Origin of the sequence: Streptomyces sp. HNM0645 (assembly GCF_030056615.1) — a bacterium.
GTDB lineage: Bacteria > Actinomycetota > Actinomycetes > Streptomycetales > Streptomycetaceae > Streptomyces > Streptomyces marianii.
This window is the reverse complement of record NZ_JASHLT010000009.1, coordinates 1-21,335: the sequence shown is the minus strand read 5'-3', so window position 1 is coordinate 21,335 and position 21,335 is coordinate 1. Positions and strand designations below refer to the sequence as shown.

The window sequence follows — 21,335 nt, the reverse complement described above, 5'->3', positions numbered from 1 at the left end:
CAGGGGTGCCCCTTTCGGAGGGACGATGGGGCTGCGGCCGAGTGCTCCCGGCCGGGCCCGCGCCGCACACCGGTGCGCAGGTCGCGGTGCGGGCAGTGAGGAGGACTGGTATGTGCGCGGCCAGGTCCTGGACCGATCCCACGGTGGGGGAGCTCGCTCCGACCGCCTCCGGCGGGCTGCTCGACCTGCTGGGTGTGGCGGCCGTGCTGCTCGACGCCGAGGGAAGGATCGATCTCTGGAGCCCCCAGGCGGAGAGTCTGTTCGGCTACAGCGCCGAGGAGGCCCTGGGCCGGTTCGCCGGCCGGCTGCTGGTCCACGAGGAGGACCTGGATTTCGTGCTGGGCCTCTTCGCACAGGTCATGGAGGGCGGAGACAGCTGGGCCGGCGTCTTTCCCGTACGGCACAAGGACGGCGGCACCCGGCTGGTGGAGTTCCGCAACATGCGGCTCATGGACGACCAGGGCGACTACTACGCCCTGGGCCTGGCTGCCGATCAGACGACGCTCCGGCGGGTCGAACGGGACCTGGCCCTCTCCGCCCGCCTGGTGTCGCAGTCGCCGATCGGCCTGGGTGTGCTGGACACCGACCTCCGCTACATCTCGGTGAACCCAGCCGAGGAACGCATGAACGGCGTGCCTGCCGCCGAGCACGTGGGCCGGCACGTCCAGGAGGTGCTGCCGTTCCTGGACGCGTCCTTCGCGGCAACGATGCGCCGGGTCCTGGCGACCGGCACCCCGGTCCTGGACCAGTACACCGTCGGCAGGACCCCGGCGGACCCGGAGAACGAGCACGCCTGGTCGATCTCCTTCCACCGGCTCGAAGCCCCCAACGGCAAGGTGCTGGGCGTGGTGACGTCGAGCGTGGACGTCACCGAGCGGCACCGCGCCGTACAGGAGCAGCGACGCACGGTACTCGCCCTCCAGCGCAGCCTGCTGCCCCTCTCACCGCCGCCGCGACCGGGCCTGGCGGTCGCGTCCCGCTACCGGCCCGCCCGAGCCGCCGTGGAGATCGGCGGCGACTGGTACGACGTCATCGCGCTCGGCGGCGACAAGACCGCGCTCGTCGTCGGTGATGTCATGGGCAGCGGTGTGAGCGCCGCCGCCACCATGGGGCAGCTCCGAACGGCCACCCGCACTCTCGCCTGCCTCGACCTCGACCCCGCGGAGGTGCTCCGGAACCTCGACCGCATCACCCAGGAACTCGCACAGGAGACCATCGCCACCTGCGTCTACGCGGCCTACGACCCCCACAGCGGCCAGTGCCACATGTCCCAGGCAGGTCATCTGCCTGCCGCCCTCCTCCATGCCGACGGGACTCGGGAACTGCTCGACCTGCCCACCGGCACCCCGCTGGGAGTGGGAAAGGGCGACTTCGACGCCCGCACGGTCGCCCTCGACCCGGGCGACCAGCTCGTCCTGTACACCGACGGTCTGGTCGAGCGGCGGGACCAGCCCATCGACGCGTGCCTGAACGACCTGCTCAGCCTCCTGGACGACCCCGAACGCTCCCCGGACGACACCTGTGATGTGCTCCTGCGCACCCTGCGTCATCCCGTCGACCACGACGACGTGGCGCTGCTCGTGGCCCGGGTCCTGCCGTCCGTGCCCGGCCCGGACGCCGTGCGGCCGCCCGCGCCCGGGAGCGGGGAACACCGAGCGGGCGCGCAGCCGGCCGCGGGAGCGGTGAGCCAGGGCTCCGCTCCTCCCCCCGGCGGGCGCCCGCCAGCCGGTCCTCAGCGCAGCCGAGCCGTCGCAACGTGGATCTTGAACCCGCAGGGAACGCGCCCGTCCGGGCCCGCCATCTCCTTCGCCTCGGTCAGGAAGCCCGCACGCAGGCGCTCCACGGCGGCCCCGTCCAGCGGGCCGAGGTCGTAGACGCGGGACACGACCTCCCACACCTCGTCGGCCGAACCGCTGAGATCGATGGGGACGGTCTCCCAGTCCGTCGGGGTGAAGCCCGCCGGCCCCAGGATCTCGTCGAGCCCGTCGCGACTGCGCGTCCTTCTGTCCCCGAGTGCCGGGATGCGCCGGGAAGGGGGCGCTTCCTCGACGATGGACCGCAACAGGGTGGTGAAGCGCTCGTACGCCTCGCCGCCTACGCCTCCGCCGCCCAGGACGCAGGCCAGCACGCCGCCGGGAGACAGCACGCGGGCAACGTCCGCCGCGACGCGGTCGATCTCGGCCATCAGCATCAGTGCCATGTGCGCAACACAGGCGTCGAAGCTGTCGTCGGCGAAGGGAAGGCGCTGCGCGCGGCCCTCCTCCAACCGCACCTCGGACAGCGACGGTCGGCGCCGCGCCAGGGCCAGTGACTCCGGGGAGAGGTCGATTCCCGCGAGCCGCCTTCCCCCACTGCGTGCCAGATGCTCCAGCAGCAGGCCGTCGCCGCATCCGAGGTCCAGAACGCGTCTGCTTCCAGCCACCCGATCACACAGGATCTCGTAGCTGGACCGGCCGTCCGGGGCGCGGCCGCCCCCGAACGCCTCTGCCGTCACCGCCGGATGTTCGGCGTGAAAGGCATGGAGGAACGCTTCCTGCGATGCGGTGGTCGTCATCCCCCAACCTAAGTCGCCAGTTCCCGCGGGGGCACGCTCAGGGCGATGCCGAGTTCCCCGGATCGTCCTGCCGGACATTGAACACCCGGGGGGATCCGTACGTTTCAAAGGTAACTACATATCAGTTGCAACGAGCAACGGCCCGTGCCCGGTCCCGCCCGGTCCGGTCCGAGGCCACGGCGGAGGCATCGTGTTCGCCCGGAACGCCCAGGTGTCCGGTGTCGGGTGCCCGTGCGCCGCGCTCGTCACGCCGTCCACGGCAACGGTTCTGTGGACAAGGGGTGAGTCGATGCCCGGGATCCTCCGGGCATCGCCAGGAATCCGTACGACATGCGGCTTTCCCGTCCGGGGGCTGCGGAACAGGAACGAACGTGATGTCCAAGCGAACCGGCCGGATCGCGGTGCTCGCCGCGCTTCCCGCCGCCCTCCTGACCACCTGCGTCGCGTCCACGGCGTTCGCGGCTGAGAACCCGGCGTTCCAGATCGACCTCGAGCAGCTGAACGACTCCGGTTCCCGGGGAACGGCCATGCTGAGCCTTCGCGGCAGGGAACTGACGGTGTGGATCAAGTCGGAGGGCATGGTTCCGGGACAGCCCTCGGCGCAGCACCTGCACGGGTCGACCGACGGGCGCGACTTCCACTGCCCGGACGCGAGCGACGACACCGACGGCGACGGGATCCTCAACAACACCGAGGCCACGAAGGACTACGGCGACATCAACATCTCCCTCACCACGGAAGGGGGGACGGACGCGGGCAGTGGCCTGGCCGTCGACCGGATGCCCGTCGCAGACAAGGAGGGCAAGATCACCTACAAGCGGACCATCACGGTCTCGCAGGACGTGGTCGAGAACATCAAGGACCTCCACATCGTGCAGCACGGCATCGACCGCAACGACAACGGCGAGTACGACGTCGAGGGCGCCGGCAAGAGCGAACTCGACCCCAAGCTCCCCCAGGAGGCGACCGCACCGACCAACTGCGGGGTGGTCAAGGGCGCCGCTGTCGGGTCCATTCCGGTCGGCGGGATCGAGACCGGCAGCGGATCCGGTGCCGCCGGGCTCTCCCCGGGTGCGGTGACCGGCAGTGCCGTCGCGGCCACGGCGGCGGTCGGCGCGCTGGTCGCCGTCCGCCGGTGGACGACCACCCGCTCCGCGGCGACGGCGAAGACGGCGGGTGCCGCATGAACCGTTCCTCCGGCAGCGGGGCAGGGCCCGGTGCCCTGCGTGCGACCGTGTCAGTGATCGCCCTCGCGGCGGCACTGCTGCTCACGTCCTGCGGCGGCCAGGACGCGGCGGCACCGCCGGCCGGCTCGGACCGGAGCGCGGCACAGGACCCGGCGGCGGGCGCGGGAGCGGGCAAGGCCGCGGGTGCACTCGCCCGGTCCGCGCCGCGCGTGGTGTCCATCCCGTCCCTCGGAGTGCAGAGTGAGCTCGAGTCGCTCGGGCAGAACAAGGACGGGACGATGACGACCCCGAAGAACCCCGACCTCGCGGGCTGGTACGAGCCGGGCCCCACTCCCGGCTCCCAGGGGCCGGCGGTGATCGCCGGACATGTGACCTGGAACGGCAAGGCCGCGGTCTTCGAGAAGCTGAAGACGCTGAAGGCCGGCGACACGATCAAGGTGACGCGCGAGGACGGGAAGACGGCCGAGTTCGCGGTGGACCGCATCGCCGAGTACCCGAAGAAGGAGTTCCCCACCCTGGAGGTCTACAAGAACCTCGATCACGCGGGCCTGCGACTGGTCACCTGCGGCGGCCAGTTCGACGCCGATCGCCGCTACTACCCCAACAACGTCGTGGTGTTCGCCAGCATGGTGGCGGTCGCGTAGGGCGTGGTCCGAATGCGGCGTCGTCCGCCCGCAGCGGGGCCGGTGGCGCCCGGCCCGGGCGCCGTGGAGACGCCACCACGGTCGTGGGCACCGTGTGCGTTGCCGGGGGACCGCGTCCAACGCTCCCGGGGACGCGGCGGTGCCCACGACCGCGCCGGGTGCGACGAGCGCCTGTGCGGAGGGGCTCGCGCCGGGTGCGCAGACTCGACCCGGTCCGGCCGTGGTTGTATCTCCCCGCGGCGACCGTCGCAGCGCGGGTCTCATGGGCGCGGGCGCCGGGGCGGCGAGCGTGGAGCGGTGGTGCTTCTCGTGCTCCCACCGATCGCGGTCGACGACGCGCTCGCCGTCCTGGGAGGTGTGGAAGCCGGCCGGCGCGGATGGAGTGCCGGGGCGCGGGGATTCCGCGTCCGCCCGGGTCACCGGGGAACCGGTCCGGATCCGATCAACTCCATGGTCCAGCCCTGGCCGTTGAAATGCACGTTGACGACGAGAGCCCGAGATGCGCGGCCGTCGGGCAACTCCACCGTCACGGGCGGGTCGCCTGCCATGTCGGGCGTGAAGCCTTCCGGCTCGTCGTCCTTTCCGAACGAGGTGGCCCCTGCCCAGGGGGCGCCTTTCTCGTCGGGGGGATTCTCGGACAGCCGGACACGGGCAAACGGCACTCCGCCGACGACCGCCGGGCCGGTATAGGTGAACTGTGGTGCCCTCACGTCGAATACCCCCTCGGGACAGGGCTGCCCCGCGTGCCGGTCGCACGGGACGCAGCCGCTCGCGGTCCCTGCCGTGTGCCCGGCAAACGGGTGGTCATGCACCGCCGCCGCGAAGGTGCCCCGTCAGGCGGGGAGCGCCACGACCATCAGGGGCGGGCTCGTCGGAGAGGATGAACCGCCGGACGGTTCGACGGTGATGCCCATGCCGGACGCGTCGTGTACGGGCCCGTGCACGAGGACGGTCTGGGTGCCGGTGTCACCGCCGAGCAGGCCCGCATCGCGCATGGTGCCGGCGTCGTCGAACCAGAGTTGGTAGACCTTGCCTTCCGGCAGCGCCGGGAGATCCGAGGCGAGCATCACCGCCCGGTCGCGTTCCCGGGACACGACGAAGGTCACCCTCGCGCCGTTCTTCGCCCGGCCGCTGGTGTAGGTCGCGTCGGAGGCCGTCAGGACCCGGGAGACCCCGGCGGCCTCGGCCTCGGCGCGTTCCGCGCGGGCCCGGGCGTTCCCGGCTTCGTGGTGCTGCCAGAGCGCGGCACCGCCGGCGATGCCGACGGCGACGGCGGCCGCGAGAGCGAAACGGGGAAGTCGGCGCAGCCGGTGCGTCCGGTACCGCAGTACCGCCGGCGGCTCCTGCCGTACGTGCCGGATCTGCTCCACGACCCGCGCTCTCACCTCGGGCGCGGGCCGGACGGCCGCGGCCAGGCCGAGACGGACGGCCGTCGCCTGCAACTCCCGGACCTCCTGGGCGCAGGCGCCGCAGTCCATGAGGTGCCGTTCGAAGCTCTCGCGTTCGTTCTCGGGCAGTGCGTGCAGAGCGTAGGCGCCGGTCGCCGTGTGCAGGCCCGCGCCGCCGGCGCGACGGATCATGCCTCCACCCCCATGCAGTCGCGGAGCCGGATGAGGCCGTCGCGCAGGCGCGTCTTGACGGTGCCGAGGGGGAGGGCGAGGAGTTCCGCGACCTCGCGGTAGGTCAGCCCCCGGTAGTAGGCGAGGGTGACGGCCTCTCGCTGGAGCCGTGTGAGGAACCGCAGACAGCGCCGCACCTGCTGGTGCTCCAGGCGCGCCTCGACCTGCTCGGTGACGTGGTCGTAGGCCGGTGTGCAGTCGAGCAGGGCCGCCTTGTGGTCGCGGTCGACGCTCGCCTGTTCCGAGCGGACCCGGTCCACGGCACGACGGTGCGCAAGTGTCAGCACCCAGTTCGTACCGCTGCCCTTGTCGGCCCGGAACCTGGCAGCCGTACGCCAGATCTGGATCATGACCTCCTGCATCACCTCCTCCGACTGGGCCGGATCGCGCAGGACGCTGCGGATGGTGCCGAAGACCGCGCCGCTCACCAGGTCGTAGAGCTCACCGAAGGCGTCCTGGTCGCCACGAGCGACCTGGACGAGGAGAGCGTCGGCGGAGGGACCGTGTGCGGCGGCGGGAGTGCCGGGGCGGGCAGCTCGTGGGACAGGCATGAAGCTCCTCAACGATGTCGGGGCGAAGCAGCCCTCTTCAGCTATTCGCTGCTGGGAGCCGTGCGGATTGCCGCGAGAGGGATCCGGTCCGATCCGCCCGAACACCGCTCTCCCGATCCGCGGTACCCGACCCCGGACACGGCCGGCGGTGTCCGCCGGTTCGGTCGCCGCCCGTTGCCTCCGCGCCTCCCCACCGCGAGCCGCCCTTGGGTGTCCGCCGCTGCGCGGAGGAGACGTCGAGTCCTCTCGGGCCTGCGGCGCGGCGGACGACTTCGCGGTTGCGTCAACGGAGACCTGCTCGTTCCCTCGTTCGCAGGACCGACCAATCCGTGCTCGGCCCGCGTGCCGAATTCCCCCCGTGACGATCGAGAGCGCATCAGCTACCCGCCGCGTGTCGGCCTGCGCCAGTGGCCTGCTGGCCGGATTCGCAGCGCTCGCCGTGGCGGAACTCGCAGCGGCCGTGGTCAGACCGGAGGCGGGCCCCGTGACCGCGGTCGGCGGCTCGGTGATCGACGCCACCCCGGCCGAGGTGAAGGACTGGGCGATCCGTCAGTTCGGGACCCACGACAAGCTGGTCCTGCAACTCGGCATCGTCGCGGTGCTGTCGGCCTTCGCCGTCACGCTGGGCCTGTTCGCACTGCGGCACCGCCTGGCGGCCGTCACCGGGGTGCTGCTGGTCGGCGCCGTCGGTGCGGTGGCCGCGCTCGGCCGACCGGACTCCGTGTCCTGGACGGACGCGCTGCCCTCCGCCGTCGGGGCCGTGGCCGGCGCCGCGCTTCTCCATCTGCTGACCGCCCGGCTGACGGTGAGCCGGGGCGGCGCGCCGAACAGCCCCGCCGGCGGGGCGGACTGGGACCGCCGCGGATTCCTGGTGACCGCCTCCGCGGCGGCCGCCGCATCGGCCGGGGCAGGTGCGCTGGGACGCGGCCTCGGCTCCGCCCGCGGCGGTGACGCCGTCGCGTCCCGGGCCGCGGTCATGCTGCCTGCGGCGGGTTCACCGGCCGCGTCCGTACCTGCCGGTGCCGCTCTGCGCATCCCGGGCCTGAAGCCGTTCACCACCCCGAACGAGGACTTCTACCGGGTCGACACCGCCCTGGTCGTGCCGAGGGTGGACGCCACCACCTGGCGGCTGCGCATCCACGGCAGGGGCGTACGGCGCCCGCTCGGCGTCTCCTTCCAGGACCTGCTGCAGCGTGAACTGATCGAGCGGGACATCACCTTGACCTGCGTTTCCAACGAGGTGGGCGGGCCCTACGTCGGAAACGCCCGCTGGACCGGTGTACGCCTGGCCGAACTCCTCAGGGAGGCAGGCGTCGAGCCCCCTTCGCGCGGCGGCCCCGCCGACCAGCTCGTCTCCCGTTCCGTCGACGGCATGACGCTGGGTACCCCCGTCGAGGACGTGATGGACGGCCGTGACGCGATCCTCGCGGTCGGCATGAACGGCCGGCCCCTCCCGTTCGACCACGGTTTCCCGGTCCGCATGGTCGTGCCCGGCCTGTACGGCTACGTGTCCGCATGCAAGTGGATCGAGGACATCGAACTCACCACCTTCGCCGACTACGACCCCTACTGGGTGAAGCGCGAATGGGCCCGCAGGGCACCGGTCAAGACCCAGTCCCGTATCGACACGCCCAGGCCCTTCGCCCGGCCGACAGCCGGAACCGTCATGGTCGCCGGGGTCGCCTGGGCCCAGCACCGGGGCATCGACAGGGTGGAAATCCGCGTCGACGACGGCCCCTGGAAGCCCGCCGACCTCGCCACCGAACACACCACCGACACCTGGCGCCAGTGGTCCTTCCCCTGGAGGGCCGCTCCCGGACGCCACACCCTGAGCGTCCGCGCGACCGACCGCAGCGGACGGACGCAGCCGGAGAGACGGACCCGGACGGTACCCGACGGCGCCGACGGACGGCACTCCGTGCTCGTCACCGTCGAATAGCCCCGCCTGCCTCCTCCGGCGAACCCACACGCCACTCGGCGATCACGCCGGGTCATCATGAGCACACCCAAGGAGAACACGATGTACGCCCTGCGCTTCCGCCGCACCGCCATGGCCGTCACCGCGGCCGCCGTCCTGCCGCTCACGCTGAGCGCCTGCGGCGGTGGCGACAGTGCCTCCGACGAGGCCGCGGACAAGTCCGCCTCCTCGGCCCCGGCGGAGGAGCAGCCCCCGCCGGCCGGGGACGGGGCGGCACCCGCCGGCGGCCCCTTCGGCCCGGCCTGCGCCTCGGTGCCGAAGGAAGGTGCCGGTTCCTTCGACGGCATGGCGCAGGACCCCGTCGCCACGGCCGCCTCCAACAACCCCGCGCTGTCCACCCTGGTCGCCGCGGTGAAGAAGGCCGGTCTGGTCGACACCCTCAACAACGCCGAGAACATCACCGTCTTCGCCCCCACCGACGACGCCTTCGCCAAGATCCCCAAGGCCGACCTCGACAAGGTCCTCGCCGACAAGCAGATGCTCACCGACATCCTCACCTACCACGTCGTCGGCCGGAAGCTCACCGCGCAGCAGCTCGGGAACGGCACCTACGAGACCCTGCAGAAGTCCACGCTCACCACCAGCGGATCCGGCGAGAACTACACGATCAACGACAACTCCAAGGTGGTCTGCGGCAACGTCCCCACGGCCAACGCCACCGTCCACATCGTCGACACCGTGCTCATGCCCGACTCCTGACCCGATGTCCCGTCGGCGTCGGCCCCATCGACCCAGGGGCTCCCGCGTCCGTCGTGCCGACCGCACTCCGCCGGGTCCGAAGGACGGGCCGCCGCCGGGACTCGCTCCCGCGGCGGCCCGCCGCCATCGACGGAAACGGCCCGCGAACGCGGGAACGAACGGGGACGAACGGGGGTGAAGCGGAGCGTACGATCAACGCCCTACCGCGCGGGTGGTCGTCGCGGAACCGCCGGGCCGTGGCCGTGCGTTCGATCGCAGGCCCGCCGCGGAGCGGAGCTGCCGGCGGAGGGGGAGGACGTACCCGTCGGCCTCTGGGCCACGGCACCCGAACGCATGGCCCGGGTGACCGGTGTGCGCCTGTGGCCGAGATGTTCGTCAAGGCCGGTACACGAGCTCGATCGCCGCGGCCGCGATGACGGCCCAGACTCCGATGCCGAGCACCCACATGGCGTCGAGGAACGCGCCGGCGGTGATCAGGACCGCTGCCACTCCCGCAAGGGCGAGAGTGGCCCGGCGTATCCCTTGGTCCGGTAGCCAGTCAGGCATCACACGAGCAGTATGCGGCCCGTTCCGTGACTCCCCACGGCCCGCCCCGATCACTGACACTTCCTTGACACCGACCGGCCCCGACCCGCTCGGCAACTCGGCGGAGCCGGGCGACCGGCTCCGCCGAAGCGCTCCATTGCGAGCGTTTTCGTGGCGTAAGAAGCTGGAAGGACGGTGGACGTCGCACGTTCCGGTGGCGGGTGTCGCACCGAGCGGCGAGCCGAAGCCTGCTGCGGGAGGCTGCCGGCCGCGGCGGGTCCTGAGGGAGACGAGGTCCGGCATGTGGCGGAGGTGACATCGGTGGCGATCCCGCTGGTGGTGGGCGTCGACGGGTCCGAGGCGAGCCTGGAGGCGGTGGACTGGGCCGCCGATGAGGCAGTCCGGCATGACGTGCCGCTACTCCTCGTGCACGCTGCCGCGCCGGACCACGGGGCGGCCGATCCGATCGGCGTCGCCGCGGAACGGGCCAGGAAGGGCGCACCCTCGGCCCGGCTGTCGGGCGAGGTGCTGCACGAGGACCCCGCAACAGCCCTGCTGTGCAAGGGGCGCAACGCCTTCGCCCTGGTCCTCGGACGCAGAGGGCTCGGAGACCTCGCGGGGCTTCTCCTCGGATCGGTCAGTCTTGCCGTGGCGGCGCGCGCCGATTGCCCGGTCGTCGTCGTGCGCGGCCGGCCGGAGCACCGCGGCGTCCGGTTCCGCAGCGTCGTCGTCGGCGTCGAGGACGGCGAGGGAAGCGGCACCGCGGTGGATTTCGCCATGCGCGAAGCCCATGTGCGGCGCTGCCGGCTGGTCGCGGTGCACGCCTGGAGCGTCCCGTTCGGGGGCCTCGCCGATCCGCCGCCCCCGGCCGGGTACGGGGTCCGGACCTCGCGCCGCCCGCCCGCCCAGGTGCTCGACGACGCGCTGAACGGTCCCGCCGAGCGGTACGTGAACGCCTCGGTGAGCCGTCGGGTGGTCGAAGGCCCGGCGCGTCAGGCGCTCCTGGAAGCCGCGTCCGAGGCCGACCTGCTCGTGGTCGGTGCCCGCAGGCGACGCGGGCACCTCGGGCTCCAGCTGGGCCTGATCAACCATGCGCTGCTGCATCACGCGCCGTGCCCGATCGCCGTCGTCCCGCAGATGTGACGGCTCACAGCGCGAGAGTCCGGCTCGTCGTGGCGGCCCGGTCCGTCCCGGACCACCGGGCGCCGTGACATCCCTCGCGCGCGGACGCCCGCCGCGATCGTCCGGCCCCCGACCGGATGTGGGAGACGCGCCCGGGCTCCGCTCCACGTCGACTCACGGGCCTGCGCCGGGTCCTTCGGCGTCGTCGGTCCGGTACCTGAGGTGCGTGGAGACCGAGACGACCCCGTCCACACTCCTGCACAGGCGTTCGACAACGGGGACCAGGCTGCGGAACTCGACGGATCCGTCCAGGGTGACCTGCCCCTCTCGTACGTCGACCGACACCTCCGAGGGAGCGAGCCCCAGGGTCTGCTGCAGCACCTCCCGGGTGATCTCCTCGCGGATGGCGTCGTCTCGACGGAGGAAGATCCGCAGCAGGTCACCGCGGCTGACGATGCCCCGGAGCTTGTCCGTCTCGTCCACCACGGGCAGCCGCTTGATGCCGTGGACCTCCATGAGGCGGGCCGCCTCGACGACGTTCCACTCCGGGCGCGCGCACACCGCGGGAGCCGACATCAGCTCCTCTGCCCTGACTCCCTCGGCCTTTGCCCTCTCCCACGCCTCCGGATGCGGGATCGCCGTCCTGCCGGACGGGTCGGCCTGGTCCGCGGACTTGCGCAGCAGGTCCCCCTCGGACACCACACCCATCGGGCGGTCCTGCTCGTCCACCACCGGTACGGCGGTGACGTCGTTCTCGGCCAGCAGCTTGACGATCTCCTTGAACGGTAGATCGCGCCGCGCCCGGACGACCTGCCGGGTCATGAGCTCCGCGACCGTTCGGTGGTGCATGACGCCCGTCCCTTCGAGGCCCGTGCCGGCGCACGCGGTCATGTCGAGCCGTCGGAACCGGCACTCCGACGGGGTGCGGCTCAGGCCCGCGTCGGCGCCGTCCCGGGAAGGGGACTGGTCGGCCCTGGATCGGGGCTTTCCGGCCCGTGCGGCGGCCCGACACGCGTGGCACGTTGGGTTACAGCAACATTCTGAGGAAAGGGCGGCGGTCATGCGAGCGCACCTCGGCGATCAACTCGTCATCGAAAGCCCGGCAACCGGCGGCACCAGGCGCGACGGCGAGATCGTCGGACTCCACCATGCGGATGGAACACCCCCCTACGACGTGCGCTGGTCGGACACGGACGAGGTCACGCTGGTGTTCCCCGGCCCCGACGCCCACGTCCGTCACCTGGAGCACCCGTCCGGGGCGACGCCCGCGCCTTCGAGGCCGGATGCGGGGCGGGCACCCAGCCCCGGCGACGTCGGCCGGCGGGTGGCAGCCGAGCGCGAGCGGCAGGGGCTCACCCGGGCCACCGTGGCCGGCCGCGCCGCAATGGCTCCGCAGTACCTCGCGTACCTGGAAGAACGCCCGGCCGACCCAGGTCTGGGCACCCTGACCCGTCTGGCCGGCGCGCTGGGAACGAGCGTGGAAGCCCTGCGCGGGGGCGGCACCGACCAGCCGCCCGGGCAGGGCCAGGCCCTCCTCCACCCCGAGCTGAGGGAACTCGGCGCGGACGACTGCCGCGCCCTGCTCTCCACCCATGGCGTGGGCCGCGTCGCCCTGACGACCCCGAACGGCCCGGCGGTCGTTCCGGTGAACTACGAAGTCGTCGACGACGAGATCGCCTTCCGCACCGCACCCGGCTCGGTGCCCGCGGCGGCGGTGGGGTCCGAGGTCGCCTTCGAAGTCGATCATCTGGACGAGACCGCCGGCCAGGGCTGGAGTGTCCTCGCCGTCGGCCCGGCGCGACACGTCACGGAACCCGATGCGGTGCGACGGCTGACAGACGGCGCCCACACCCACCCGTGGGCGGGCGGTGAGCGAGAGATGTGGGTGTCGATCCGGCCCCAGCGCCTCACCGGCCGCCGTATCGGTCCGGCCTCTCGGTGAGGTGGCCGGGCGGCTGACCGGGTACCGGGACCGCCGGGCGATTCCCGAGGCGGCGGGAGGCGGGAGGGGCCTTCCGGACACATGGCCCAGCCGGGGCGCCGGGGCCGGCGCCACCGGCGGCGGGAGGCACGGGAGCCGATCCCGCGCGTGTCGCGGCGGTGTCCGGGTGGTGCAACGGTATTCACAGGGGGTGCTTTACGAGGCCGGACAGGAAGGCGGTGGGGACGATGGAACTCCCGCTGGTCGTGGGCGTGGACGGATCGGACTCCAGCCTGCGGGCGGTCGACTGGGCCGTCGACCACGCGGCACGGCACGGGCTCCCCCTGCGCCTGGTCTACGCCTCCTTGTGGGAGCGCTACGAGGGCAGGCAGCCGTCCTTCAGCACCGAACGTCCGGCCGAGGAGGTCATGGGGGAGCACATCGTCGCGTCCGCCGCGGAGCGCGCCCGGCTGCGCGCCCCCGAGGTGAAGGTGTCAGGCGAGGTACTGCCCGACGATGCCGTGTCCGCGCTGCTGCGGGAGGGGCACGACGCCTCCGCCCTGGTCACGGGATCCCGGGGTCGCAGTGACCTCGGCGGGCTGCTGCTGGGATCGGTCGGCCTCACCGTGGCGGCCCGCGCGACGTGCCCGGTCGTCGTGGTGCGGGGTTCCGAGCGGAACCGGCAGGGGGCCTTCGGACGGGTGGCGGTCGGTGTGGGCGAAGCGGCCGAGGACTTGGGAGCCGTACGTTTCGCCCTCCGCGAGGCCGAGGTCCGCGGCTGCGTTCTGGAGGCTGTGAGGGCATGGCGGTGCCCCGCGCACGACCGCGCGGACCATCCCCTCCTCGCGGACGACGCCGGCCGCACGCACGAGGAGCGGGCTTCGGCCATCCTGGACGAAGCGCTGCGCGATCTCGTCCGGGGCCGGGTCGAGGTGGAGGCCCGAGCGGTCGAAGGGCCCGCCCACAAGGTCCTGCTGAGCGCTTCGGTCGGCGCCGACCTCCTGGTCGTCGGCGCCCTGAGACCGCACGGCCACTTCGGTCTGCAACTGGGCAGGGTCGCCCACGCCCTGCTCCACCACTCCGAGTGCCCGGTCGCCGTCGTCCCCGAGCGCACCTGACGTCCGCGTCGACCGCGCACCCGTACACCTCGCGGGAAGGAAGAGGGGTGAGGACGGCGTATGGCGGAGTGGACCTGGCAGTACGAGGGTTACGAGCCCGCGGCCGAACGGCTGCGCGAATCGCTCTGCACACTCGGCAACGGCTACTTCGCCACCCGTGGGGCCGTCCCCGAGAGCAGGGCGGGCCTGGTGCACTATCCGGGGACATACGTGGCCGGATGCTACAACCGCCTGGAGTCCACCGTGGCCGGGCGGTCGGTGGTGAACGAGGACCTGGTCAACCTCCCGAACTGGCTGCCGCTGAGGTTCCGCCTCCGCTCCGCCGGAGGGCAGCCGGGCCGGTGGTTCACCGCGGACACCCGTCCCTTCCTGCAGTACCGGCACACCCTCGACCTGCGACGTGCCACGCTCACCCGGACCTTCCGCTACCGGGACGAGCAGGCCGGCGTGCTGAGCGTGGAGCAGATCCGCGCGGTGCACATGGCAGACCCCCATCTGGCAGTGCTGCGCACCGTTTTCACCGCCGAGGGCTGGTCGGGAGAGATCGAAGTCGAGTCGGCGATCGACGGCGATGTGGTCAACGCCAATGTGCACCGGTACCGGTCCCTCAACCGGAGCCACCTGGCGCATGTGCAGACCGGTGTGGAGGAGTCGGCAACCGTGTGGCTGCGCTGCCGCACCAACAGCTCCGACGTCGGTGTCGCCATGGCGGCCCGGACGGTCGTCCACGGTCAGGAGCCGACTTCGTCGCGGCTCCGTCCCGCTCGGCACCGAGCCGTCCGCCGTCTCGTGATACCCATCGCTCCAGGCGTTCCCGTCGTCGTGGACAAGACCGTGGCGCTGCACACCTCACGCGACCCGGCGATCGGCGATCCGCTCGAGGCGGCGGTCGACCGGGCGTCCACGGCCGGGGACTTCCCCGCCCTGATGGAATCCCACGTCACCGCGTGGGCCCAGCTGTGGCGGCACGCCGACGTCCAGGTGCCCGGTCAGGCCGGTCGCGTCCTGCGCCTGCACCTCTTCCACGTGCTGCAGACAGTGTCACCGCACACCGCGGACCTCGACGTGGGCGTGCCGGCCCGAGGACTGCACGGTGAGGCGTACCGCGGACACGTCTTCTGGGACGAGCTGTTCGTGCTGCCGTACCTCAACCTGCACTTCCCGGAGGTGTCCCGGGCGCTGCTGAACTACCGGTACCGGCGCCTTCCGCAGGCGTGCCGCGCCGCCCGGGAGGCGGGGCGGGCCGGGGCGATGTACCCGTGGCAGAGCGGCAGCGACGGCCGTGAGGAGGCCCCACGGCTGCATCTCAATCCCCGCTCGGGCCGGTGGCTGCCGGACCGCACCCGGCTCCAGCACCACGTCGGCTCGGCGGTCGCGTACAACGTCTGGCGGTACTGCGAGGCCACGGGCGACACGGAGTTCCTGCACACCAAGGGAGCGGAGATGCTGTTGCACATCGCCCGCTTCTGGGCGGACACCGCCGTCTTCGACACCGAGTCGGGCCGCTACCGCATCCGCGGGGTCGTCGGCCCCGACGAGTACCACGACGGCTACCCGGGCGCCGACCGGCCCGGACTGGACGACAACGCGTACACCAACGTCACCGCGGCGTGGGTCCTCGGCCGCACCGTGGACCTCGTGCGGCGCCTTCCGGCATGGCGTCGCCGGGAACTCCTGGAACGCGTGAAGCTGGACGCCGACGAGCTTCCCAGGTGGGACGACGTGTCCCGGCTGCTGACGGTCCCTCACCACCGCGGCGTCATCAGCCAGTTCGACGGGTACGGCGACCTCGACGAGCTGGACTGGGACGTCTACCGGGAGCGGTACGACGACATCCGGCGCCTCGACCGGATACTCGAGGCCGAGGGGGACGACGTCAACCGCTACCAGGCATCCAAGCAGGCCGACGTCCTGATGCTCGGCTACCTCTTCTCGCCGGCGGAGCTGCGGCAGCTCTTCGGTCGTCTCGGTTACGACCTCGACGACGAGCTCTGGTGCAGGACGGTCGACTACTACCTCCGGCGCACCAGCCACGGGTCCACGCTCAGCGGCCTCGTCCACGGCTGGGTTCTCGCCCGGGTCAGACGGGCCGACGCGTGGCAGTACTGCCGCGAGGCCCTGGAGGCGGACGTCGCCGATATCCAGGGCGGCACCACCGGCGAAGGCATCCACCTCGGCGCCATGGCCGGAACCCTCGACCTGGTCCAGCGCGGCCTGACCGGACTGGAGACCCGCGAGGAGGCGCTGTGGCTGGACCCGGTGCCTCTTCCCGCGCTGTCCGAGTACGGATTCTCGCTGCGGTACCGCGGCCACTGGGGCGTCGGCGTACGGCTGCGACGGGGGCAGTTGCGGATCGTCGTACCGGACTCGGAGGAATCGCCGATCCGGGTGGTGCTGACCGACAGGGCCGTCACCGTCGCGCCGGGGGAGAGCTGCACGCTCGTGCTGCCGGCAGGTTGACCTGCACTCGCGTGCCGTCGGCACCACGACCCACCCGGGCCGTCCCACAGCTGCCGGGAACGGCGTGCGCCCTGGCATGCGCACGGGATGCGGACGACCCACACTGGCATGGGGGGCCGGTCGGGGCGGCGGCTCCCCTCGCAGGTCGCGAGGCTCGAAGGAGACGGCTATGACCACTGCACGGGACATCATGCACGTCGGCGCCACGTGTATCCAGGAGAGCGAGACCCTGGCGGACGCGGCACGCAGGATGAGTGAGCTGGGCATCGGAGCTCTGCCGGTCTGCGGGCCGGACGACCGGCTCCACGGGATCATCACCGACCGCGACATCGTGGTGAAGTGTCTTGCCAAGGGCAAGGACCCGAAGACCATGACCGCGGGCATGCTCGAGCAGGGCAAGCCGGTGACGATCGACGCCGGGGCCGACTCGGACGAGGTCCTGCAGGCCATGGAGCAGCACAGGATCCGACGGCTGCCGGTCGTCGAGAACCACCGCCTGGTCGGCATGATCAGTGAGGCGGACCTCGCCCGCCGCCTGCCGGAGGAGCGGGTGGGGCATTTCGTCGAGGTCGTCTGCGCCGGGAAGTGACCACCGGGGAGGTCCCTCGTCACCGCACCGGGAGAGGGAGAGGCACTGCGTCCGGATGCGGTTCTCTTCCCGCGCAGCCCGGGGCACGCCGACCGGGCGGCCCCGGCGGCACGCTCAGAAGCTCATCCCCGAGGAGGTCACCATGAGGTTCACGGCAACTCGTATGGCACAGGCCGCCATCGCCCCGGTGGTCGCCGTCCCGCTCGCGCTCGGCGCATTCGCCCCGCACACCCACGCACAGACGCCGACTCCCGGTCCGACGGGCACGTTCGGGCCCGACTGCTCGGAACTGCCCCGGAGCGGGGAAGGCAGTGTCGCGGCCATGGCAGAGCAGAAGGTGGCGGACGCCGCGGCCGGAAGCCGCCAGCTGGCTCAGCTGGCGGCGGCGTTGACGAAGGCCGGACTGGACGACACCCTCAACCAGTCGAAGGACATCACCCTCTTCGCGCCCACGAACCACGCCTTCAACAGCCTGACCCAGGCACAGCGCGACTCCCTGCTGAACGACCCGGAGCAGTTGAAGAAGGTACTGACCTACCACGTCGTGGACGCCGACGTCACCCCGAGTGAGCTGCCGAACGGCTCGTTCAAGACGCTGGAGGGCTCGCAGCTCACCACCTCCGGCTCGGGTACCTCGTTCAAGGTCAACAACACGGCGGACATCGTCTGCGGCAACATCACCACCGCCAACGCCACCGTCTACCTCATCGACGGGCTCCTCACCCCGCCCGACTGACCCGGGGATTCCCCCTGGACCGGTCGAGTCGCGAACGGAAGGCCGTGACCGACGAGGCCACCTGGGGCGGGTGGATCACGCCGAGGACGGTCTTCACCCCTGGGCGCCGAGGTTGGCGACCGTGACCGCGGGCGCCGAGACCCCGCGCAGCCGGCCCGCACGGCCGGGGCGACCAGATCCTGCGGACCGGCCGTCAGCTGCGGCAGGTCGAGGGTGGCGGCGTCGTGCGGGGGCGGGGCGACCCGCCCCCGCGCAGTGACACCGCCACACCGAGGTGCACACCGTCACCCGGCACGCATCCGCCGTCGGCCGGGAAACGGGTGTTCGCCCGGCGCATCGCGGCTGCGGACCCGCTTCGAGCAACCGTGTTCGCGGCAGGGTGCGGCGCCGGCACCCGGGCCGGCTCGGTTCCGGAGGACGGCGTCGCGCGATGCGGCTCCAGCCGGGGCGGCTGTTTCCGGAGCCGTCCGGCGATCCGGGGCCCCTGGCCCATGCCGTGCTGTCCGGTTCGCTCGCCAGGCGCCTCAGCTGTGAGCGACAACCGCCACGGGACCGGCGATGTGGTGCAGGGCGGAGTGGGTGACGTGGCCGATGTGAGCGCCCACGGAGCCGGTGCGGATGCGCCGGCCGACGACGACGAGGGACGCGTCACGGGATTCGTTGACGAGGACCTGCGCGGCGTTGCCGCAACGGCTCGCCTCGATCACCTCGACGTCCGGGAACTTCCGACGCCAGCGATGCAGCACCTGGCTCAGGAGCGAGGCCTGCTCGCGCTCGAGTCTGTCGTGGAGTTCCGCGCCCCCCGAGAAGCCGTAGAAGGAAGGCGGCGGTTCGGGCCAGGCGTGGACGGCCCGCAGGGGGGCCTTCCTGCGCGAGGCCGCGTCGAAGGCGAAGTCCAGCAGCGTGTCGTCCGGCTGATCGACGTCCAGGCCGAGCACGACGGGCCGGAACGGCGTCGCAGCGGACGGCACGCCCGCCGGATCCGGAGCGTGCTCGTCGGCTGCCTGCTCCGTGGCCCGTACCAGCACCACCGGTCGCTCGGCGCGGGCGACGACTCCCAGGCTCACCGAGCCGACCATGAACCCCGTGAGCCTGCCGAGTCCCCGCGAGCCCAGTACCAGCAGCTCGGCGAAGCCCGCCGCCTCACTCAGGACGTCAGCCGCGGTCCCCGTGGGCAGTTCGGTGATCACCTCGACGCCCGGATGGCGAAGCCGTATGCCGTCCGCCGCTTCCTGTGTCAGCCGCTCGGCCCAGCGCCGGTAGCCGTCGAGATCCAGCAGCGGAGTCCGGGTGACGTAGCGGGACGCGCGCTCCTGGACGTACACGACCTTCAGCGGCAGTCCGCGCAGTACCGCCTCACGTGCCGCCCACTCGGCCGCCCCCCGGCTCTCCGGTGAGTCGTCGAGACCGACGGTGACGGTTCGGGACATGGTCTCCACCTCCGGTGGTGAGGTCCGCCACACCCAGCGTGGCGCCCCGGCACCGGTGTGATCAGGGGCCACCCGGCCCCATCGGTGGGCCGGCCGGTCCTTCCCCTGCGCACGATCCGACGCGACGGGTTCCTGCAAGATCCGCTGGGCCAGGACCCGGATCGGATCGACTCCGTCCGCCGTACGCGGTGGCAGTGTCAGCCGGAGCGAGTCGTGCTGGGGCGAGGCCATCGCGTCACCTCCCCAAGGGCTTCTCTCCTCGGAGGATTGCGCGATGGCCGCCCCATGAGCAGGGCCGAGGCTCCTGCTGCACACTCGGCGGGACACCGTCCGGACCGCGATGCCCGGCTCCGCCGTCTCGACGAGCAGGCGAGCGAGCACCGGGATGCCGGCCGGTTCGCCCGCCGGGCAGTCCGGCCGATCGCCGTCTCCACCCTGCGGGGTTCGCCGTGCACGGCCCGTCGGCGATGCCGTGCACGAGATGGACCGTCAGGCGATGAAGTCCCGGACCTTGGCGTAGTTGTCGGAGTTCTCGTTCATGGCGTTGTGCGTCTTGCAGCCCACGGACGTGTTGGTCGCACCGTCCAGTTTCGCCGACTCGTCCGGATTGATCATGGCGTCGCAGGTCGACCAGAGGGTGGCGTAGTTGACGCTGCCGGGTGTCTCGTCGCCGGAGTTGAGGGTCTTGAGGAAGGTGCTGCCGGCGACCATCTCCCGGCAGGAGGTGTAGAAGGAGCAGAACAGCGACATGTCGGTGCCGTGGTTCACGCCGGCCACGGACACGAAGTCGTCCACGGTGGAGGTGCCGCCGCCGTACTTCACGTACCAGCGGGAGTTGAGGGCGCCCATGGAGTGGGCGACGATGTCGATCTTCGTGGCGCCGGTCGTGGCGCGTATCTCGTCCACCTTCCGGCTGAGCTGCGAGGCGGTCGTCAGATTGGACTGCTTCCAGTCGTAGGACCACGTGAACAGCTCGGAGTCCGAGTAGCCGTCGGCCTTGAACTTGCCGACCCAGGTGTTCCAGGTGCTGGCCGAACTGCTCAGACCGTGGACGAAGAGGACGGGGTTGCGGGTTGCGGCGTGCGCCTGCGGTGTGGTGACCAGCGGTGCCACCACCAGGGCGGCGACGAGGGCGGCGGTGCGGGCGGAGCGTCTCATGGGGGATCTCTCCGGGGACTGGGCCAGGCGGAAGCGTGGGAGCTCTGGCTCTGGCGGGGAAGAGGGGGGTGCACCGGCCGGTGATGGGCGTGAATGTGGCACGAACTGTTTTGTTACCGCTAGGTAGTAAAAGGTTTCAATCAGGTAACGCGCAGCCGCAAGTGATGTTGCGTCAGGGGTGGGCCGTGCCGCGGGAGGATGAATTGTCGGCCTATGTCACTGTTCGCGGGCTGGCTGCGAAGTGGCGGCGTCTCCACCGGTCGTGGGCTGAACCGGATTTGGTGGCGGCCCTGAAGCCAGGCAAGACCACCTCGGCAGACGGGAGAGCACGGCCGAAGGCAGATGGGAGAACACGGCCGAAAAGGGACGCTGCGGCGCACCGCGGTCTCCGTGCGGCTGCGGGTCTGTCAGGTGTCGAGCAGGGCGCGGCATTCGGTGGAGGCGAATTCGATGGACCGCCGCCGGGCCTGTCCGGTGATCGGTTCCGCAGCGGTGTCCGGCGTGCGTACACCCCTCCGGCCGCACACAACAGGAAGCCGGGGCCGAGTCGACGTTAGATCAGCTAGGGAACGTCTCCCTCACACCCCAGAATCGAGGACGCCCGATGAAAGCCTCACACGCACTGGCGCTGGGTGCGCTGACGCTGCTCCCCGCCATGCTCATAGCGTCCCCCGCCCAAGGGGACACCGACCGGGACAGGGACGGCGTGAAGCAGATCACGCTCACCACCGCCAACTCTCAGCTTGGCGTTTAACCGCGCGGGTCACCCGACCTGCTGATCTGCGGTTCTTTCCGGGACAGCGGAGGCGGCCGTTCTTCACGCTTCGAGGTGTCGAGCAACGAAGCATCGAGGAACGGCCGCTGTGTATGAGTGTCCCTGCCGGAGCGTCCGAGGGCGAGGCGTTGGGTGTCCTGTCCCGCTTTCGGGTCGAGTTCTACGAGTGCCTGTACAAGCGGGCGGATGCGCTCTTCGAGCTCACGGACGCGGTGTTGTGTGCGGACGGGCCGGTGAAGACGCTGGTCGAGCTGTCGCTGGCGGTCGAG

The 21,335-nt window shown here is 71.7% G+C and carries 19 protein-coding genes and 2 pseudogenes; 13 read left to right on the top strand and 8 right to left on the bottom strand.

Going from position 1 to position 21,335, the window contains the following annotated elements:
- The first annotated feature begins 110 nt into the window (after nucleotides 1-110).
- Nucleotides 111-1,874 (top strand): SpoIIE family protein phosphatase, encoded by a 1,764-nt coding sequence (locus QMZ92_RS07690; protein WP_283296468.1) that lies wholly within the window; start codon nucleotides 111-113, stop codon nucleotides 1,872-1,874.
- A 251-nt stretch (nucleotides 1,875-2,125) separates the two neighbouring features.
- On the opposite strand, the pseudogene QMZ92_RS07685 reads toward QMZ92_RS07690, so the two are convergent.
- Nucleotides 2,126-2,554: pseudogene (locus tag QMZ92_RS07685) on the bottom strand (class I SAM-dependent methyltransferase); the annotation flags it as partial.
- A gap of 371 nt (nucleotides 2,555-2,925) precedes the next feature.
- Between QMZ92_RS07685 and QMZ92_RS07680 the strand changes: the two are divergent.
- Both QMZ92_RS07680 and QMZ92_RS07675 read left to right on the top strand, forming a co-directional pair.
- The gene (locus tag QMZ92_RS07680; RefSeq protein ID WP_283296467.1) at nucleotides 2,926-3,741 is read left to right on the top strand and encodes a hypothetical protein; all 816 of its coding nucleotides are present in this window, start codon (nucleotides 2,926-2,928) and stop codon (nucleotides 3,739-3,741) included.
- Nucleotides 3,738-4,385, top strand: coding sequence for a class F sortase (locus QMZ92_RS07675; RefSeq protein ID WP_283296466.1), 648 nt, complete (start codon nucleotides 3,738-3,740; stop codon nucleotides 4,383-4,385). Before QMZ92_RS07680 ends, QMZ92_RS07675 begins: the two co-directional genes overlap by 4 nt.
- A 416-nt stretch (nucleotides 4,386-4,801) precedes the next feature.
- On the opposite strand, the gene QMZ92_RS07670 is transcribed toward QMZ92_RS07675, so the two are convergent.
- The 3 genes from QMZ92_RS07670 to QMZ92_RS07660 form a co-directional block, all read right to left on the bottom strand.
- Nucleotides 4,802-5,095: a hypothetical protein gene (locus tag QMZ92_RS07670; RefSeq protein ID WP_283296465.1), complete on the bottom strand. Its 294-nt coding sequence runs from the start codon at nucleotides 5,093-5,095 to the stop codon at nucleotides 4,802-4,804.
- Between the two features lie 123 nt (nucleotides 5,096-5,218).
- Complete coding sequence (locus QMZ92_RS07665) at nucleotides 5,219-5,965, bottom strand: anti-sigma factor (RefSeq protein WP_283296464.1); 747 nt, start codon at nucleotides 5,963-5,965, stop codon at nucleotides 5,219-5,221.
- Nucleotides 5,962-6,555: a sigma-70 family RNA polymerase sigma factor gene (locus QMZ92_RS07660; protein ID WP_283296463.1), complete on the bottom strand. Its 594-nt coding sequence runs from the start codon at nucleotides 6,553-6,555 to the stop codon at nucleotides 5,962-5,964. Before QMZ92_RS07660 ends, QMZ92_RS07665 begins: the two co-directional genes overlap by 4 nt.
- A 349-nt stretch (nucleotides 6,556-6,904) precedes the next feature.
- Here QMZ92_RS07660 and QMZ92_RS07655 point away from each other — a divergent pair, with 349 nt between their 5' ends.
- Nucleotides 6,905-8,494, top strand: a complete 1,590-nt coding sequence (locus tag QMZ92_RS07655) for a molybdopterin-dependent oxidoreductase (RefSeq protein WP_283296575.1) — start codon at nucleotides 6,905-6,907, stop codon at nucleotides 8,492-8,494.
- Between the two features lie 81 nt (nucleotides 8,495-8,575).
- Nucleotides 8,576-9,232 carry a fasciclin domain-containing protein gene (locus QMZ92_RS07650; RefSeq protein WP_283296574.1) on the top strand — a complete coding sequence of 219 codons (657 nt, stop codon included), beginning with the start codon at nucleotides 8,576-8,578 and terminating at the stop codon, nucleotides 9,230-9,232.
- A gap of 375 nt (nucleotides 9,233-9,607) precedes the next feature.
- Here QMZ92_RS07650 and QMZ92_RS07645 read toward each other — a convergent pair whose 3' ends face one another.
- The gene (locus QMZ92_RS07645; RefSeq protein WP_283296462.1) at nucleotides 9,608-9,778 is read right to left on the bottom strand and encodes a hypothetical protein; all 171 of its coding nucleotides are present in this window, start codon (nucleotides 9,776-9,778) and stop codon (nucleotides 9,608-9,610) included.
- A 300-nt stretch (nucleotides 9,779-10,078) separates the two neighbouring features.
- On the opposite strand from QMZ92_RS07645, the gene QMZ92_RS07640 reads away from it, so the two are divergent.
- Complete coding sequence (locus QMZ92_RS07640) at nucleotides 10,079-10,900, top strand: universal stress protein (protein WP_283296573.1); 822 nt, start codon at nucleotides 10,079-10,081, stop codon at nucleotides 10,898-10,900.
- Nucleotides 10,901-11,053: 153 nt separating this feature from the next.
- Here QMZ92_RS07640 and QMZ92_RS07635 read toward each other — a convergent pair whose 3' ends face one another.
- Nucleotides 11,054-11,728, bottom strand: coding sequence for a CBS domain-containing protein (locus QMZ92_RS07635; protein ID WP_283296461.1), 675 nt, complete (start codon nucleotides 11,726-11,728; stop codon nucleotides 11,054-11,056).
- Between the two features lie 211 nt (nucleotides 11,729-11,939).
- On the opposite strand from QMZ92_RS07635, the gene QMZ92_RS07630 reads away from it, so the two are divergent.
- The 5 genes from QMZ92_RS07630 (at nucleotide 11,940) to QMZ92_RS07610 (ending at nucleotide 17,703) form a co-directional block, all read left to right on the top strand.
- The gene (locus QMZ92_RS07630; protein ID WP_283296460.1) at nucleotides 11,940-12,821 is read left to right on the top strand and encodes a pyridoxamine 5'-phosphate oxidase family protein; all 882 of its coding nucleotides are present in this window, start codon (nucleotides 11,940-11,942) and stop codon (nucleotides 12,819-12,821) included.
- A 227-nt stretch (nucleotides 12,822-13,048) separates the two neighbouring features.
- Nucleotides 13,049-13,918 (top strand): universal stress protein, encoded by an 870-nt coding sequence (locus QMZ92_RS07625; protein WP_283296459.1) that lies wholly within the window; start codon nucleotides 13,049-13,051, stop codon nucleotides 13,916-13,918.
- 60 nt (nucleotides 13,919-13,978) lie between these two features.
- On the top strand, nucleotides 13,979-16,378 hold the full coding sequence (locus QMZ92_RS07620; RefSeq protein WP_283296458.1) for a glycoside hydrolase family 65 protein: 2,400 nt from the start codon (nucleotides 13,979-13,981) through the stop codon (nucleotides 16,376-16,378).
- 169 nt (nucleotides 16,379-16,547) lie between these two features.
- Nucleotides 16,548-16,967: a CBS domain-containing protein gene (locus tag QMZ92_RS07615; protein WP_283296457.1), complete on the top strand. Its 420-nt coding sequence runs from the start codon at nucleotides 16,548-16,550 to the stop codon at nucleotides 16,965-16,967.
- 142 nt (nucleotides 16,968-17,109) lie between these two features.
- Entirely contained in the window at nucleotides 17,110-17,703 is a 594-nt protein-coding gene (locus QMZ92_RS07610) for a fasciclin domain-containing protein (protein ID WP_283296456.1), read from the top strand.
- 524 nt (nucleotides 17,704-18,227) lie between these two features.
- Here QMZ92_RS07610 and QMZ92_RS07605 read toward each other — a convergent pair.
- Both QMZ92_RS07605 and QMZ92_RS07600 read right to left on the bottom strand, forming a co-directional pair.
- Nucleotides 18,228-19,133: a universal stress protein gene (locus QMZ92_RS07605; protein WP_283296455.1), complete on the bottom strand. Its 906-nt coding sequence runs from the start codon at nucleotides 19,131-19,133 to the stop codon at nucleotides 18,228-18,230.
- A 489-nt stretch (nucleotides 19,134-19,622) separates the two neighbouring features.
- Complete coding sequence (locus QMZ92_RS07600; protein WP_283296454.1) at nucleotides 19,623-20,291, bottom strand: esterase/lipase family protein; 669 nt, start codon at nucleotides 20,289-20,291, stop codon at nucleotides 19,623-19,625.
- Nucleotides 20,292-20,895: 604 nt separating this feature from the next.
- Here QMZ92_RS07600 and QMZ92_RS07595 point away from each other — a divergent pair.
- Nucleotides 20,896-21,045, top strand: a complete 150-nt coding sequence (locus QMZ92_RS07595) for a hypothetical protein (protein WP_283296453.1) — start codon at nucleotides 20,896-20,898, stop codon at nucleotides 21,043-21,045.
- A gap of 113 nt (nucleotides 21,046-21,158) precedes the next feature.
- Nucleotides 21,159-21,335: pseudogene (locus QMZ92_RS07590) on the top strand (NF041680 family putative transposase); the annotation flags it as partial.